Origin of the sequence: Kribbella qitaiheensis (assembly GCF_042657745.1) — a bacterium.
Classification (GTDB): Bacteria; Actinomycetota; Actinomycetes; order Propionibacteriales; family Kribbellaceae; genus Kribbella; species Kribbella qitaiheensis.
Map to the genome: position 1 here is coordinate 1 of NZ_JBHSKE010000067.1, position 13,978 is coordinate 13,978.

The 13,978-nt window shown below is 68.7% G+C and carries 10 protein-coding genes; 7 read left to right on the plus strand and 3 right to left on the minus strand.

Annotated features, from left to right (window positions below; translation table 11 throughout):
* Window positions 1-218: 218 nt before the first annotated feature.
* Window positions 219-1,493, minus strand: coding sequence for an MFS transporter (locus tag ACFPJ1_RS37120; RefSeq protein ID WP_465261103.1), 1,275 nt, complete (start codon window positions 1,491-1,493; stop codon window positions 219-221).
* A gap of 70 nt (window positions 1,494-1,563) precedes the next feature.
* On the opposite strand from ACFPJ1_RS37120, the gene ACFPJ1_RS37125 reads away from it, so the two are divergent.
* The gene (locus ACFPJ1_RS37125) at window positions 1,564-2,547 is read left to right on the plus strand and encodes a GlxA family transcriptional regulator (RefSeq protein WP_380110991.1); all 984 of its coding nucleotides are present in this window, start codon (window positions 1,564-1,566) and stop codon (window positions 2,545-2,547) included.
* A gap of 28 nt (window positions 2,548-2,575) precedes the next feature.
* On the opposite strand, the gene ACFPJ1_RS37130 is transcribed toward ACFPJ1_RS37125, so the two are convergent.
* A complete protein-coding gene (locus tag ACFPJ1_RS37130; protein WP_380110992.1) occupies window positions 2,576-3,703 on the minus strand; it encodes a M24 family metallopeptidase in 1,128 nt (375 codons plus the stop codon).
* An 87-nt stretch (window positions 3,704-3,790) separates the two neighbouring features.
* Here ACFPJ1_RS37130 and ACFPJ1_RS37135 point away from each other — a divergent pair, with 87 nt between their 5' ends.
* The 6 genes from ACFPJ1_RS37135 (at window position 3,791) to hrpA (ending at window position 12,893) form a co-directional block, all read left to right on the plus strand.
* On the plus strand, window positions 3,791-4,588 hold the full coding sequence (locus ACFPJ1_RS37135) for an alpha/beta fold hydrolase (protein ID WP_380110993.1): 798 nt from the start codon (window positions 3,791-3,793) through the stop codon (window positions 4,586-4,588).
* A gap of 40 nt (window positions 4,589-4,628) precedes the next feature.
* Window positions 4,629-5,513, plus strand: coding sequence for an SDR family NAD(P)-dependent oxidoreductase (locus ACFPJ1_RS37140; protein WP_380110994.1), 885 nt, complete (start codon window positions 4,629-4,631; stop codon window positions 5,511-5,513).
* A 36-nt stretch (window positions 5,514-5,549) separates the two neighbouring features.
* Entirely contained in the window at window positions 5,550-7,205 is a 1,656-nt protein-coding gene (locus ACFPJ1_RS37145) for an AMP-binding protein (RefSeq protein WP_380110995.1), read from the plus strand.
* A gap of 139 nt (window positions 7,206-7,344) precedes the next feature.
* Window positions 7,345-7,767, plus strand: coding sequence for a universal stress protein (locus tag ACFPJ1_RS37150; RefSeq protein WP_380110996.1), 423 nt, complete (start codon window positions 7,345-7,347; stop codon window positions 7,765-7,767).
* Between the two features lie 80 nt (window positions 7,768-7,847).
* Window positions 7,848-8,717 carry a TIGR03619 family F420-dependent LLM class oxidoreductase gene (locus tag ACFPJ1_RS37155; protein WP_380110997.1) on the plus strand — a complete coding sequence of 290 codons (870 nt, stop codon included), beginning with the start codon at window positions 7,848-7,850 and terminating at the stop codon, window positions 8,715-8,717.
* 45 nt (window positions 8,718-8,762) lie between these two features.
* On the plus strand, window positions 8,763-12,893 hold the full coding sequence (hrpA, locus tag ACFPJ1_RS37160) for an ATP-dependent RNA helicase HrpA (RefSeq protein ID WP_380110998.1): 4,131 nt from the start codon (window positions 8,763-8,765) through the stop codon (window positions 12,891-12,893).
* Here the strand turns inward: hrpA and ACFPJ1_RS37165 are convergent.
* Window positions 12,880-13,701 (minus strand): alpha/beta fold hydrolase, encoded by an 822-nt coding sequence (locus ACFPJ1_RS37165; protein WP_380110999.1) that lies wholly within the window; start codon window positions 13,699-13,701, stop codon window positions 12,880-12,882. The genes hrpA and ACFPJ1_RS37165 overlap by 14 nt on opposite strands.
* Window positions 13,702-13,978 lie beyond the last annotated feature (277 nt).

A 13,978-nucleotide genomic window follows, 5' to 3' on the forward strand; every position in this document is an offset into this window, starting at 1 on the left:
CTTTCCAACACCACCCGACCCCAGCCAGGACCTACCCAGGCGCGTCACCCAAAAAGCAACAGGCTCTCGAGGTCCCCAGATGGTGTTCGGACCCACCACAGATGCTCGGCTGACAAAGACACCTGGGGGCCGGGCGTGGGTGGCTGGTGGGGCCTGGGCGATCACCACCGCGGCATACGAGCTCCGTGGCCAGCTGCGGGAGGTCGGCCGGGTACGGGCTAGGTGGCTACGACTAGTTTGCGGCCGATGCTGGCGGACATCAGGGCCGCGGCGGCGCAGAGGCCGCCGGCCAGGTACCAGGCGAGGTTGTACGTGCCCTGGGCGTCGCGGATCGCGCCGGCGCCGGTCGCCGCGAACGCCGCGCCGATCTGGTGCGACGCGAACACCCAGCCGAACACGATCGGCCCGTCCACGCCGAACCACTCGCGGCACAGCGCGACGGTCGGCGGAACGGTCGCGACCCAGTCCAGCCCGTAGAAGATGATGAACACCCAGATGCTCGGTTGAGCGGACGACCCGAGCAGCGACGGCAGCACCAGCAGCGACAGACCACGCAGCGAGTAATACGCGATCAGCAGGTAGCGGGGATCCCAGCGGTCGGTCAGCCAGCCCGACGCGATCGTGCCGCCGACGTCGAACACACCGACCAGCGCAAGCAGGGAAGCAGCGGTCGTCGCGGGCATGCCGTGATCGTGGGCGGCCGTGACGAAGTGAGTGCCGATCAGTCCGTTCGTCGACGCGCCACAGATCGCGAACCCACCCGCGAGCAGCCAGAAGGCCGGCCGATGCATGGCCTTCCACAACGCCGTGACCGCGCGCACCGCACTACTGCCGGTCGTCTCGACCCGCTGCCCGACCGTGCTGCCCTCGGGAGCCCCGTACGCCGTGAGGCCGACGTCGCTCGGGTAGTCGCGCAGGAAGAGCAGCACCAACGGGATCACTGCGAGCGCGGACGCGGCAGCTACCAGCGCGGGCACGCGCCAGCCGTACGCCCCGGCGAGCGCCGCGATCAGCGGCAGGAAGATCAGCTGACCAGTGGCTCCAGCGGCAGTGAGTATGCCGGTGACGAGTCCACGGCGCTGCACGAACCAGCGCCCGGTGATGGTCGCGACGAACGTCATCGACATGGACCCAGTACCGATGCCGACCAGAAGTCCCCAGCAGATCAGGAGTTGCCACGACGAGGTCATGAAGATCGTCAGGCCGCTGCCGAGCGCGATCAGCAGGAGTGCTCCGCTGACCACCCGGCGCAGGCCGAGGCGGTCCATCAGGGCTGCCGCGAACGGCGAGATCAGGCCGTAGAGGAGCAGGTTGATCGACACTGCGGCCGAGATCGTCGCGTGCGACCAGCCGAACTCGTCGTGTAGCGGATCGAGCAGGACGCCCGGCACGGAACGGAAGCCGGCGGCTCCGATCAGGGTGATGAAGCCGACCGCGGCGACGGGCCAGGCGCGGTGCAGCCGGACCGTCTTCTTCTCCAGGATCTCAGTCACCAGAAGAGTTTGCCGATTTCGCCGCCGCGGAAACAGTGGCCAGAACGCCACCATGTGTCAAGATATGGCCATGGCCCGTCGTCTGAGCTCCGTCCGCCCGCACCGGATCGCCGTCCTGGCTCTCGAGCCGGTGGTCGGCTTCGACCTGACCATCCCGCCGACCGTCTTCGGAACGGCCACCCGCTCCGACGGCACTCCCCTGTACGACGTTCAGGTGTGCGGGCTGGAGGTGGCGCCGGTCCGCGTCAGCGCGGGGTACAGCCTCATCCCGCAGTACGGCGTGGAGGCGCTGGCCGAGGCGGACACCGTGATCATCCCGGGCACGTACATCCCGCAGCCACGGTACGAGGGGACCCTGCCCGACGACCTGGCCGCAGCGCTCGCCACGATCCGGCCGGGTACGAGGATCGCGTCGATCTGCACCGGCGCGTTCGTGCTCGCCGCCGCCGGATTGCTCGACGGCCGTCCGGCGACCACGCACTGGGAGCGTGCCGACATGTTCCGCGCGCTCTATCCGAAGGTGCTGCTCAACGAGGACCTCCTCTTCATCGACGACGGGGACATCATCACCTCGGCCGGACTCGCGGCAGGCGTGGATCTCTGTCTGCACCTGATCCGTCGCGACTACGGCAGCGAGGTGGCCAACCGGGCCGCGCGACACTGCGTCGTACCGCCGTGGCGTGACGGTGGACAGTCCCAGTTCATCGAGCGGGTCGTCCCGGAGGAGGGCACCGACGGCACCGCGCCGACCCGCGCCTGGGCGCTGGAGAGGCTGGACGAGGAACTCAGCCTCGCCGCGATGGCCGCGCAGGCGAAAATGAGCGTCCGGACGTTCAGCCGGCGGTTCAAGGCCGAGACGGGTCAGTCGCCAGGCACCTGGCTGATGCAGCAACGCGTCCGGCACGCGTGCCATCTGCTCGAGACCACAGACCTCTCGGTCGACCGCGTCGCCGAGTCGGCCGGTCTCGGCACGGCGGCCTCGTTGCGTCATCACCTTCGCTCCGAGCTCGGCGTTTCTCCTCTCGCTTACCGCAAGACCTTCCGGGCCGGCTGATCCCACACGGAAGGTCCCACGAGGTTTCTCAGACGATCGCCAGCTCGTGCGGACGCTGGTTGACGGACTCGACACCGCCCTCGGTGACCACCACGATGTCCTCGATCCGCGCACCCCACCGGCCCAGTTGGTAGATGCCCGGCTCGACGCTGAACGCCATGCCTGGTTCGAGAATCAGCTCGTTCCCACTGACAATGTACGGCTCTTCGTGCACGTCCAGCCCGATCCCGTGACCCGTCCTGTGGATAAAGAACTCGCCGAACCCGGCGGCCTCGATCACCTCGCGCGCGGCCGCATCGATCGATTCGGCAGACACTCCCGGCCGCACCGCATCCACCGCCGCCTGCTGCGCCAGCCGCAGTACCTCGTAGGTCGCCGCGACGTCGGCGTCACGCGGGTCGCCGACCGAGTAAGTCCGAGTGGAGTCGGAGTTGTAGCCCTCGGGCAGCGGTCCGCCGATATCGACCACAACCACGTCCCCACGTTCGATCACGCGATCCGACACGTCGTGGTGCGGGCTTGCTCCGTTGGGGCCACTCGCGACGATGACGAAGTCCGCCTCGGCGTGGCCCTCCTCGACAATGGCCGCGGCGATGTCGGCACCGACCTCGGCCTCAGTCCGGCCCGCCCGCAGCAGGTCGCCGACGCGCGCATGCACCCGATCGATCGCGGCGCCTGCCTTGCGAAGAGCATCGACCTCGGCCGCATCCTTGCGCATCCGCAACTCCCGCACGATCGGCCCGGCCAGTACCTGCTCAGCCGCCGGGAGGGCCTCGCGGAGCGCCAGTACATGCAAGGCCGGGGTGAAGTCGCTCACCGCGACCCGGTCGGATCCACCCAGTCTCTTGGCGGCAACGGCATACGGGTCGTCGCCGTCGACCCAGGTGATCACGTCGACGCCGAGCTCATCCATCGGCACGTCGGCATACCCGGGCGCTTCGAGCTTCGGTACTACGAGCGCCGGTGCGCCGTCGGCCGGGATGACCAGGGTGGTCAGCCGTTCGAAGGAGCCGCCGGCCTGGCCGAGCAGATAGCGCAGGTCGGAGCCCGGCGCGATCAGCAGGCCGGTACCTCGAGCGGCTTCGCGAGCGCGGTCCAGCCGGGCTCGCAGTACGGCGGAATCGGGCGCGGGATGATGCAGAGATCGACGTGACATGAGGCGAGCCTAGTTCCGCCGACGAGAACTGTCGGCGGCATTTGTTAGAACTCGTCCCGCAAGATCGGCACAGTGAAAGGGCACGACATGACGCTCCACCACGTCTCGCACGGCGAGGCCATCCCGGTGCTCGCGCTGCATGGCTGGTCCCCCGACCATCGGCTGATGACCGGCTGTCTCGAGCCGATCTTCGCGGACCTCCCGGGGTACCGAAGGCTCTACCCCGACCTGCCCGGGATGGGGCAGAGCCCGGCCGGATCGATCGACAGCTCGGACGGCATCCTGGCGGCCGTCGAGGAGTTCATCGACGCCGAGATCGGCGCCGAGCCGTTCGTGCTGATCGGCGAGTCGTACGGCGGCTACCTCTCGCGCGGCCTGATCGCGAAACGACCCGAGCAGATCCTCGGGCTCGGGCTGATCTGCTCGATCGGTGTCGAGTTGGAGAACGCCGACCGGACCGTGCCGGAACACGTCGTCCTGCAGCTGGATCCGGGCGTGCTCGACGGGTTGACCGAGCAGCAGGTCGGCGACTTCACCGAGATCACCGTCGTCCAGACCGCCGAGACGTACCGGCACTATCGCGACGACGTGGTGCCAGGGCTGGACGCCGCCGATGACGAGGCGATGGAGCGGATCCGGAAGAACTGGGCTCTCACGATCGCGCCGGAGAGCGGACCGCGGTACGAGCGGCCCTCGCTGATCCTGTGCGGACGACAGGACTCCGTCACCGGGTACGAGGACCAGTACCCGCTGCTCCCGCACTACCCGCGCGCCACGTACGCCGTACTGGACATGGCCGGCCACAATCTCCAGATCGAGCAACCCGGACTGCTCGCGGCGCTCGTGCGCGAGTGGCTCGGCCGGGTGGCGGGGGAGGCCGGCTGAGGGCTGCCCAGAATGGCTACCAGCCGGTAATGTCGAGGTCATGGTGACTGGGAAGCGTCCGATCGGGTGGCCTCTGCTGGTGGCGTTGACCAACGGGCGGACGCGGATTCCCGACGATCGCCTCGCGGCCGCCGTCCGAGGCAAGGTCGTCCTGGTCACCGGTTCGTCGTACGGGATCGGTGAGGCGACGGCCCAGCGATTGGCGCGCGCAGGAGCGACCGTCCTGCTGGTGGCCCGGACGGCCGATCGACTCGAGATCGTCGCCGAGGAGATCCGGGCGGACGGCGGCAAGGCATTCACGTATCCGGCGAATCTGGCGGAGCCGACGGCGATCGAGGAACTGGTCGCGAAGGTGCTGGTTGAGCACGGTCAGGTGGACGTGCTGGTGAGCAATGCCGGGAAGTCGATCAGGCGGTCGGTCGCGGATTCGTACCAGCGGTTCCACGACATCGAGCGGACGAACTCGGTCAACTATCTCGGTCCTGCCAAGCTCGTACTGGAGTTGTTGCCCTCCATGCGCGAACGCAGGGCAGGACATATCGTCAACGTGTCGACAGCCGGTGTGCGTACTCCGCCGATGGCGCGGTGGTCGGCCTATCTGGCGTCGAAGAGCGCGTTCGATGTGTGGTTGCGGTGCGTGGCGCAGGAGGTTCGCGATGACGGGGTGACGACCTCGACGGTCTACATGGGGCTGGTGCACACGCGGATGAGCGAGCCCACTCCCCTGCTCAACAAGATGCCCGGGCTGAGTCCGGAGCAGGCGGCTGATCAGGTGTGCACGGCGGTGGCCGACAAGCCGCACAACATCACGCCACCGTTCGTCCGGCCTGCCGGTGCCCTGGGCAATCTCTTCCGGGTGCCGACGGACCGCCTCTTCGAGCAGTACTACCGCCGAACCAACCGCCCGCGAAAGGAAGAACCGTGACCGGGCGGAGCTGGAGTGCCCGATGAGGAGCGCTCGATGAAGGGTGCGATGAGGCCGCGGCCGATCGCGCCCATCCGGCCGCCCGGGTGGCTGGTCAAGGGGGCTGCCGAGGTCGGTGGGATGTCGGTCGCACTCGTGAGGTCGGGGGTGTGGCGGTCGGCTCGACCTTCGCACCTGGTGCCGATCGAGCGGGCGCTGCGGCAGTGGGGTCAGTCGATGGCGGCGCTCGGGGTGATCGCCGCGATCCGGTACCCGGATCAGCCGGCCGTGATCGACGAGCGGGGCACGATCACCTACCGCGAGTTGGACCAGCGCTGTTCGCGACAGGCCGCCGCGCTGCACGTGCGGTACGGGATTGTTGCTGGGAGCAAGGTTGCGGTGTTGTGCCGGAACCATCGGTGGTTCCTGCAGGCCACGCTGGCAGCGTCGCGGCTCGGGGCGGACGTGTTGTTCGTGAACACGGAGTTCGCCCCGCCGCAGTTGAACGCGGTGCTCGAGCAGCATCGGCCGGATCTGCTCATCCACGATCAGGAGTTCACCGACGCTCTGCCCGACGACCTGCCCACCGTGCTGGCCTGGGTCGACGGCCCGAGCGAGACCGCGAGCCTCGATGACCTTGCCGCTGCCCGCCAGGATGCCGAGGCCGAACCACCCAAGCCGGACAAACCAGGCCACATCACGATCCTGACCTCCGGCACGACCGGCGCTCCGAAGGCCGCGCCGCGCACGCCGACCGCGCTCGCGCTCGCCGGACTGACCGTCAGCGCGCTCAATCGGATCGGCCTGCGCTCCGGTGAACCGATGGTGATCTGCCCGCCGCTCTTCCACGGACTCGGCCTGCTCAACTCGATGCTCGCGCTGTTCCTCGGCTCGCCTCTCGTGCTGTCCCGCCGGTACGACGCTGCGGAGGTTCTCGCCGCGGTCGACCAGAACCGCGTCGGCTCGATCGTCGCAGTACCGGTGATGCTGCAGCGGATGCTCGACCTCGGGCCGGCCGCGATCGCCGACCACGACCTGAGGTCGCTGCGTGCGGTCATCTCCGGCGCCTCGGCGTTGGGCCCGGCTCTGGCGGAGCGGTTCATCGCGCAGTTCGGGCCGGTGCTCTGCGACGCGTACGGGTCGAGCGAGATCGGGATCGCCACCATCGCCACCTCGGCGGACCTTCTCGCGGCGCCGGGCACCGTCGGCCGACCCTGCCTCGGGAGTTCGGTGCGGATCCTCGACGCCGACGACCGACCGGTGCCCGTCGGTGAGACCGGGCGTATCTTCGCCGGCGGCGGCCTGGTCTTCGGCGGCTACTCCGACGGCAGCAGCAAGACCGTCGTCGACGGCCGGATGAGCACCGGTGACCTCGGGCACCTCGACGGGTCCGGCCGGTTGTTCGTGGATGGCCGCGAGGACGACATGATCGTTTCGGGCGGCGAGAACGTGTACCCGGTCGAGGTCGAGGACTGCCTGATGAGCCACCCGGCCGTCGTCGACGCGGCGGTGGTCGGCGTCCCCGACGAAGAGTTCGGCCAGCGACTCATCGCGTACGTCGTACCGAGCGGTCCCGTGACGGAGGACGAACTCATCGCCCACGTCCGCGCAAACCTGGCCCGCTTCAAGACCCCCCGCAAGATCGTCCTGGTGGACGACCTCCCCCGCAACGCGACAGGCAAGGTCCTCCGGAATCGCCTCAACGAGAGCTAGCCCGCCAGTCCCCTGGCCGGCGATTCACTATCGTGCTGACCGTGCTGACGCTGTTCGTCCCCTGACTTCCGCGTATCGTCGCCCGCATCCGGGTACCGAGGCTAGCCGGGGCCGGCTCACCTTCGGTGAGGACGACTTGATGACGGGAGAGGGCCGAGTGAAGATCCTGGTCGGGTACGTGCCGACGGCCGAGGGCGAGGCCGCACTGGATGCGGCCGCCGCCGAGGCCAAGCTTCGCGGCGCCTCCGTGCTGCTGCTCAACACCAGCCGCGGCGACTCCTACATCGACACCCGCTACGCGAACCAGGCCGAGCTCGACGCCGCCGGGGCACGCCTGCGGGAGCTCGGGGTCGAGGTGACGATCCAGCAGGCGGTGAGCAGCGGCGACGTCGCGCACGAACTGCTGAAGGCCGCCGAGGCGAACGACGTCAAGCTGATCGTGCTCGGCCTGCGCCGCCGCAGCCCGGTCGGCAAACTCATCCTCGGCAGCACCGCCCAACGCGTCCTCCTCGAGTCCCCCGTCCCGGTGCTGGCCGTGAAGGTTCCCTCACCCCGCGACTGATTGTCAAGAACGTCCGCGCGGCTCCGTACTACGAGGTAGGAGCCGCCCTGTCGTGGGCGGTGCGACGAGAGGACGACGGGATGAGCTATCCGCAGGTTGGGGTCGGGCTGCCGATCCTGGGGGCGCAGGCGACTCCCCGGGCGATCGTGGAGGTGGCTTCGGCCGCCGATCGGCTCGGGTTCCAGGCAGTGGCCGTGTTCGAGCGGTTGCTGTTGCCCGCGGCACCCGACTGGGTGAACTACGCCGGTCTGCCCGAGGACCCGGCGTACGACGCGCTCGAGACGCTGACGTGGGTCGCGGCGGCGACTGAGCGGGTCCGGCTGCATACCGCGGTGCTGGTGCCGTTGTTCCAGCAGCCCGTTGTGCTGGCCCGGCGGGTGGCGACGATCGACCACTTCTCCGGTGGGCGGATGGACCTCGGCATCGCGCTCGGCTGGCTGCCGGAGGAGTTCGTCGCGACCGGAGTACCGGAGCGGGGCCGGGTGGCGGCGTACGAGGAGGCGGTCGCGGTACTGCGCGCCTGCTGGGGGCCGGACCCGGTGGAGTTCAGCGGGAAGCACTTCACGATCCCGCCGGCCAAGATCGGGCCGAAACCGCTCTCCCAGCTCTCCCTGTACGGCGGTGGGGTGACACGACCGGCGATCGAGCGGGCGGCCCGGATCACCGACGGGCTCACTCTGGCGTTCCGGGACTGGGACTCCTGCCGCGAGAGCATCAAGTGGTACCGCGACGCGGGCGGCACCGGCGACATCATCCTCCGCGCCGGCCCGATGAAACCCCACCCGATGCTCGAGGGTCCACCCGCGTTCACCCAGGACTCCATCCTCGACGACCTCCAACGGGCCGCCGCCGAAGGCATCACCCGAGTCGACTGGGACCTCAACATCATCGACACCCCGATCCCGGAGCAGCTGACCGCGTTCCAGAAGCTCGCGGAGCGTGTCTGGTAAATCCGGGTGAGTGGCTGGGGTGGGGCGCCTAAACTGGCTGGTGACATGCCTGATGCCCGGACCGAATCGACCAGTCCTGCCCCAGCCACCGGTTCCGCACAGGACCCCGGGCGGCCGCGCCGACCCCGCCGCCGGCGCCCCAAGAAACCCGCAGGCGCTCAACCCACCCCGACCACCGGTACTGCGGACGCAGCAGCCGCTACTGCGGGACGGGGTGCGGGTGCCACACGCGGACGTGGTCCGGACGCCTCCGCGGCCACTGGTGTTGCTGAGCTGGCGGCGCGGCTGGAAGGCCTGGCTGCTGCTGATCGGGAGCAGTTGGGGCGGCGGTTGGAGCGGTTGCGGGGGCTGCGGGAGGACGGGAAGCGGCAGGGAGCGCTCTCAGACATCACCGCGCGGATCGAGCAGGCCGAGGAGCGGGTCGAGCGGCGCAGGCTGTCCGTTCCCGAGATCACGTATCCGGAAGAGCTGCCGGTCAGCCAGCTCAAGGACGACATCGCCGCCGCGATCCGGGACCACCAGGTCGTCGTGATCGCCGGTGAGACCGGGTCCGGCAAGACCACCCAGATCCCGAAGATCTGCCTCGAGCTCGGCCGCGGCGTACTCGGCATGATCGGGCACACACAGCCCCGGCGGCTCGCGGCGCGGACGGTGGCCGAGCGGATCGCCGAGGAGCTCCACACCGAGCTGGGCGACGCGATCGGGTACGCGGTGCGCTTCACCGACAAGGTGAGTGAGCGCTCTCTGGTGAAGCTGATGACGGACGGCATCCTGCTCGCCGAGCTGCAGCGGGACCGCGACCTGAGCCGGTACGACACGCTCATCATCGACGAGGCGCACGAGCGCAGCCTGAACATCGACTTCATCCTCGGCTACCTCAGGCAACTGCTCCCCCGCCGCCCGGACCTGAAGGTGATCATCACCTCGGCGACGATCGACCCGGAGCGCTTCGCCGAGCACTTCGCGGACAGCAAGGGCGAGCCCGCCCCGATCGTCGAGGTGTCCGGCCGCACGTACCCCGTCGAGGTCCGCTACCGGCCGATCAACGACCCGGACGACCCGAGCACCCTCGATCGCGACCAGACCCAGGCGATCCTCGACGCCGTGGACGAGCTCGCGCACGAGGCGCCAGGCGACGTACTGGTGTTCCTCAGCGGTGAGCGGGAGATCCGCGACACGGCGGACGCTCTCGCCGACCGCAACCTGCGGAACACCGAGATCCTGTCGCTGTACGCGCGGTTGTCCAACGCGGAGCAGCATCGGGTCTTCCAGTCGCACGGCGCGTCGCGACGGATCGTGCTGGCCACGAACGTCGCCGAGACGTCGTTGACCGTGCCCGGCATCAAGTATGTGATCGACCCCGGCACCGCCCGGATCAGCAGGTACTCCCACCGCACGAAGGTCCAGCACCTCCCGATCGAGCCGGTCTCGCAGGCCAGCGCGAACCAGCGCAAGGGCCGCTGTGGCCGCACCAGCGACGGCATCTGCATCCGGCTGTACTCCGAAGAGCATTTCGAGGGCCGGCCGGAGTACACCGACCCTGAGATCCTGCGCACGAACCTCGCCTCGGTCATCCTGCAGATGACGTCGATCGGTCTCGGCGACATCGCCGCGTTCCCGTTCATCGACGAGCCGGACAAGCGCAGCATCACCGACGGCCTGCAGTTGCTGACCGAGCTCGGCGCGATCGACTCGGCCAAGGCGGCGGACCGCTCGCGCCGACTCACCCCGACCGGCCGTCAGCTCGCGCAGATCCCGCTCGACCCCCGGCTGGCCCGGATGATCGTCGAGGCGGACAAGCACGGCTGTGTCCGCGAGGTGATGGTGATCGCGTCCGCGCTCTCGATCCAGGATCCCCGCGAGCGCCCGACCGATGCGGAGGCGCAGGCCACCCAGGCGCACGCGCGGTTCCGCGATCCGAACTCCGACTTCCTCGGCTTCCTGAACCTGTGGAACTACCTCAAGAAGCAGCAGAAGGAGCTGTCCGGCAACCAGTTCCGCCGGATGTGCCGCAGCGAGTACCTGAACTACCTGCGCGTCCGCGAGTGGCAGGACATCTTCGCGCAACTGCGCCAGGTCGCGAGCCAGATCGGTGTCACCCTCAACTCCGGTGAGGCGGCGGACCCACAGAGCGTGCACGTCTCGCTGATGGCGGGCCTGCTCTCCCACCTCGGCATGAAGGACCCCGCGAACCAGCACCAGTACCTCGGCGCGCGTGGCACCAAGTTCGCGATCTTCCCGGGCTCCGGGCTGTTCAAGAAGCCGCCGCAGTTCGTGATGGCCGCCGAACTGGTGGAGACGTCCCGCCTGTGGGCCCGGGTGAACGCGAAGATCGAGCCCGAGTGGGCCGAGGACATCGCCCAGCACCTGATCAAACGCAGCTACTCCGAGCCGCACTGGGAACGCAAGGCCGGCGCCGTGATGGCCTACGAGAAGGTCACCCTGTACGGCGTGCCGATCGTTGCCCGGCGCAAGGTCAACTACGGCAAGGTGGACCAGGAGGTGTCCCGCGAGCTGTTCATCCGGCACGCGCTGGTCGAGGGCGACTGGGACACCCACCACAAGTTCTTCCACGAGAACCGCAAGCTGATCGAGGAGGTCGAGGAGCTGGAGGAACGCACCCGGCGCCGCGATCTGCTGGTCGACGACGAGACGCTGTTCGCCTTCTACGACGAACGCATCGGGTCCGACGTCGTCACCGGGAGGCACTTCGACACCTGGTGGAAGACGGCCCGGCAGCGCGATCCGGATCTGCTCGACTTCGAGCGGTCGCTGGTGGTCCGTGAGGGTGCGGAGGTCAAGGAGGAGGAGTTCCCGCTCACCTGGACCCAGAACGGGATGACCTTCGACCTGACGTACGCCTTCGAGCCCGGCACCGACGCGGACGGTGTCACCGTGCACCTCCCGCTGCTGGTGCTGAACCAGGTCACCGCCGACGGCTTCGAGTGGAGCGTGCCCGGCTTCCGCGAGGAGCTCGTCACGACCCTGATCAAGTCGTTGCCGAAGGCGATCCGGCGCAACATCGTGCCGGCGCCCGACAACGCCCGGCAGGTGCTGCCGCTGCTCGATCCGGCCTCGGGTCCACTGACCGATGCGCTGGCCCGGGAATTCCGCTCGCTGCGGGACGTGGTGATCGAGCCGGAGGACTGGGACTGGACGCGGGTGCCGGAGCACTTGCGGATGACTTTCCGGGTCGTCGACGACCAACGGAAGACTGTGGCCGAGGGCAAGGATCTCGCGGCGTTGAAGGAGCGGCTGAAGCCTAGGACGAAGGCGGCGATCTCCCAGGTCGCGTCGAAGGCGGTCAGCGGTCTGGAGCGCTCCGGGCTGACCGACTGGACCTTCGGCGACCTGCCGCGCAGCTTCTCCGAGCACCGCAACGGTCTGACCGTGGCGGGATACCCGGCGCTGGTCGACGAGGGCAAGACCGTGGCGATCCGGCTGCAGGAGACCGAGCGGGACCAGGCGGCGGCGATGTGGAACGGCACCCGGCGGCTCCTGCTGCTGACGATGCCCTCCGTCATCGACGTGGTGCAGCGCAGCCTGACCAACCAGCAGAAGATGACGCTGCTGGCCGGGCCGCACCGCAATGTCGGCGACCTGCTGGACGACGCGATCTCCGCGGCGGTCGATCAACTGATGGCGGGAGCGGGTGGCCCGGTCTGGAACCTCACTGGTTTCGCCGGTCTCCGTGATGCCGTTCGGTCGAATCTCGCCGACACCGTGCTGACGATCCTGCAGCAGGTCGAGCAGGTCCTGGCGCACGCGCGCACGGTGGACAAGCAGATCTCCAGGTCGTCCAGTCCGGCCCTGCTCGCGGCGCTGTCCGACGTACGGGGTCAGCTGGAGGGGCTTGTGCACCGCGGCTTCATCACCGAGGCCGGAGCGAAGCGGCTGCCCGATCTGGTGCGTTATCTGCGCGGGATCGAGCAGCGGCTGGACAAGATCGGCGCCAACGCGATGCGGGATCGGTCGGGGATGGCGATCGTGCAGACACTGACCGACGAGTACCAGAAGCGGTTGCGCGCGGTACCGACCGGGAAGTACCCGAGCCCGGAGCTCCTCGAGGTCCGGTGGATGCTCGAGGAACTCCGGATCAGCCTCTTCGCTCAGACCCTCGGCACGCCGTACCCGGTCTCGGACAAGCGCATCCGCAAGGCACTCACGACTGCGTAGCCTCCGGCATCGGGGCGTCGAGGAAGGTCAGTACGACGTCGCTGACCAGGTTGGTACGAGCCATCCCGAAGAAGTGGGTCGTGCCGGGGAACACCGCGAGCTGCGACGCGGGGACACCGACGAAGTCGCCGTTGACGTCGCTGCCGCGTAACTGCGCGAACTTCACCGCGTGCTCCAACTTCACGGCGTCGTTGTCGCCGACGGTGTACAGCGTGGGCGCGGCGATTCCGCGGATGTCGTCGTCGGACCAGCCGCTGGTGCCGCGGTCGTAACCGCCCAGCTTGTTGAGCAGCACCTGCAGGTGCTCGAGGTCGGGGTGCGGCGACTTGGCCAGGTAGGCCGCTTCCATCGGCGTGCCGGCGATCATCTCGACCTTCATCTCACCCACCGCGTCGGCGTTCTCCGCACGGTCGCCGTCCGGGTGGAAGGACGCCGAGGAGATGATCGCCTTCCGGATCAGCTCGGGGTTGCGGATCGCGAGATGCAGGGCGACCGCGCCGCCCACGCTGAAACCGAAGACGTCGACCTTCGGCACGCCGAGGTGCTCGAGCAGGCCGATCACGTCGGAGGCCAGGGCGACGGTCCCCAGCGCCCGATCGATGTCGTTGGTGCGCCCGTGGCCCTGGAAGTCGGTGGCGATCACCTGGCGGTTCTCCGCCAGACTCGGCAGCACCGCTCCGAACTGCTGGTCGATGTCGAACAACCCGCCGTGCAGCAGGAGCAGCGGCGTACCGCCCTCGCCGTGGATCTCGTAGTACATCTGCAGGCCGTTCACCGGCGCGTACCCGGTCTGCGGTGCGTTGGTCACGACGTTCTCCCCTTGGGTCGGATGCTCCCTGGATATCAGGCCCCGGGGGCACCCGACCATCCGTCAGGGGTAGCTGACCACGTAGCGCCGCAATCAGGAGATGGACGGGGCGGCATCCAGCGGACCGTGGTGATCGACCACGGGCCACCTTGTCCTGCAGGTAATGAGAGAGCGTTCTCCCAGAGAGTGACCCGTCGCCCCCGGACAGTCAAGGGAACGTTCCCCGAGTCTGGTTCCGGAACTTGGGAGCAGCTTGATCCAGTGGGGTCTTGCCGTC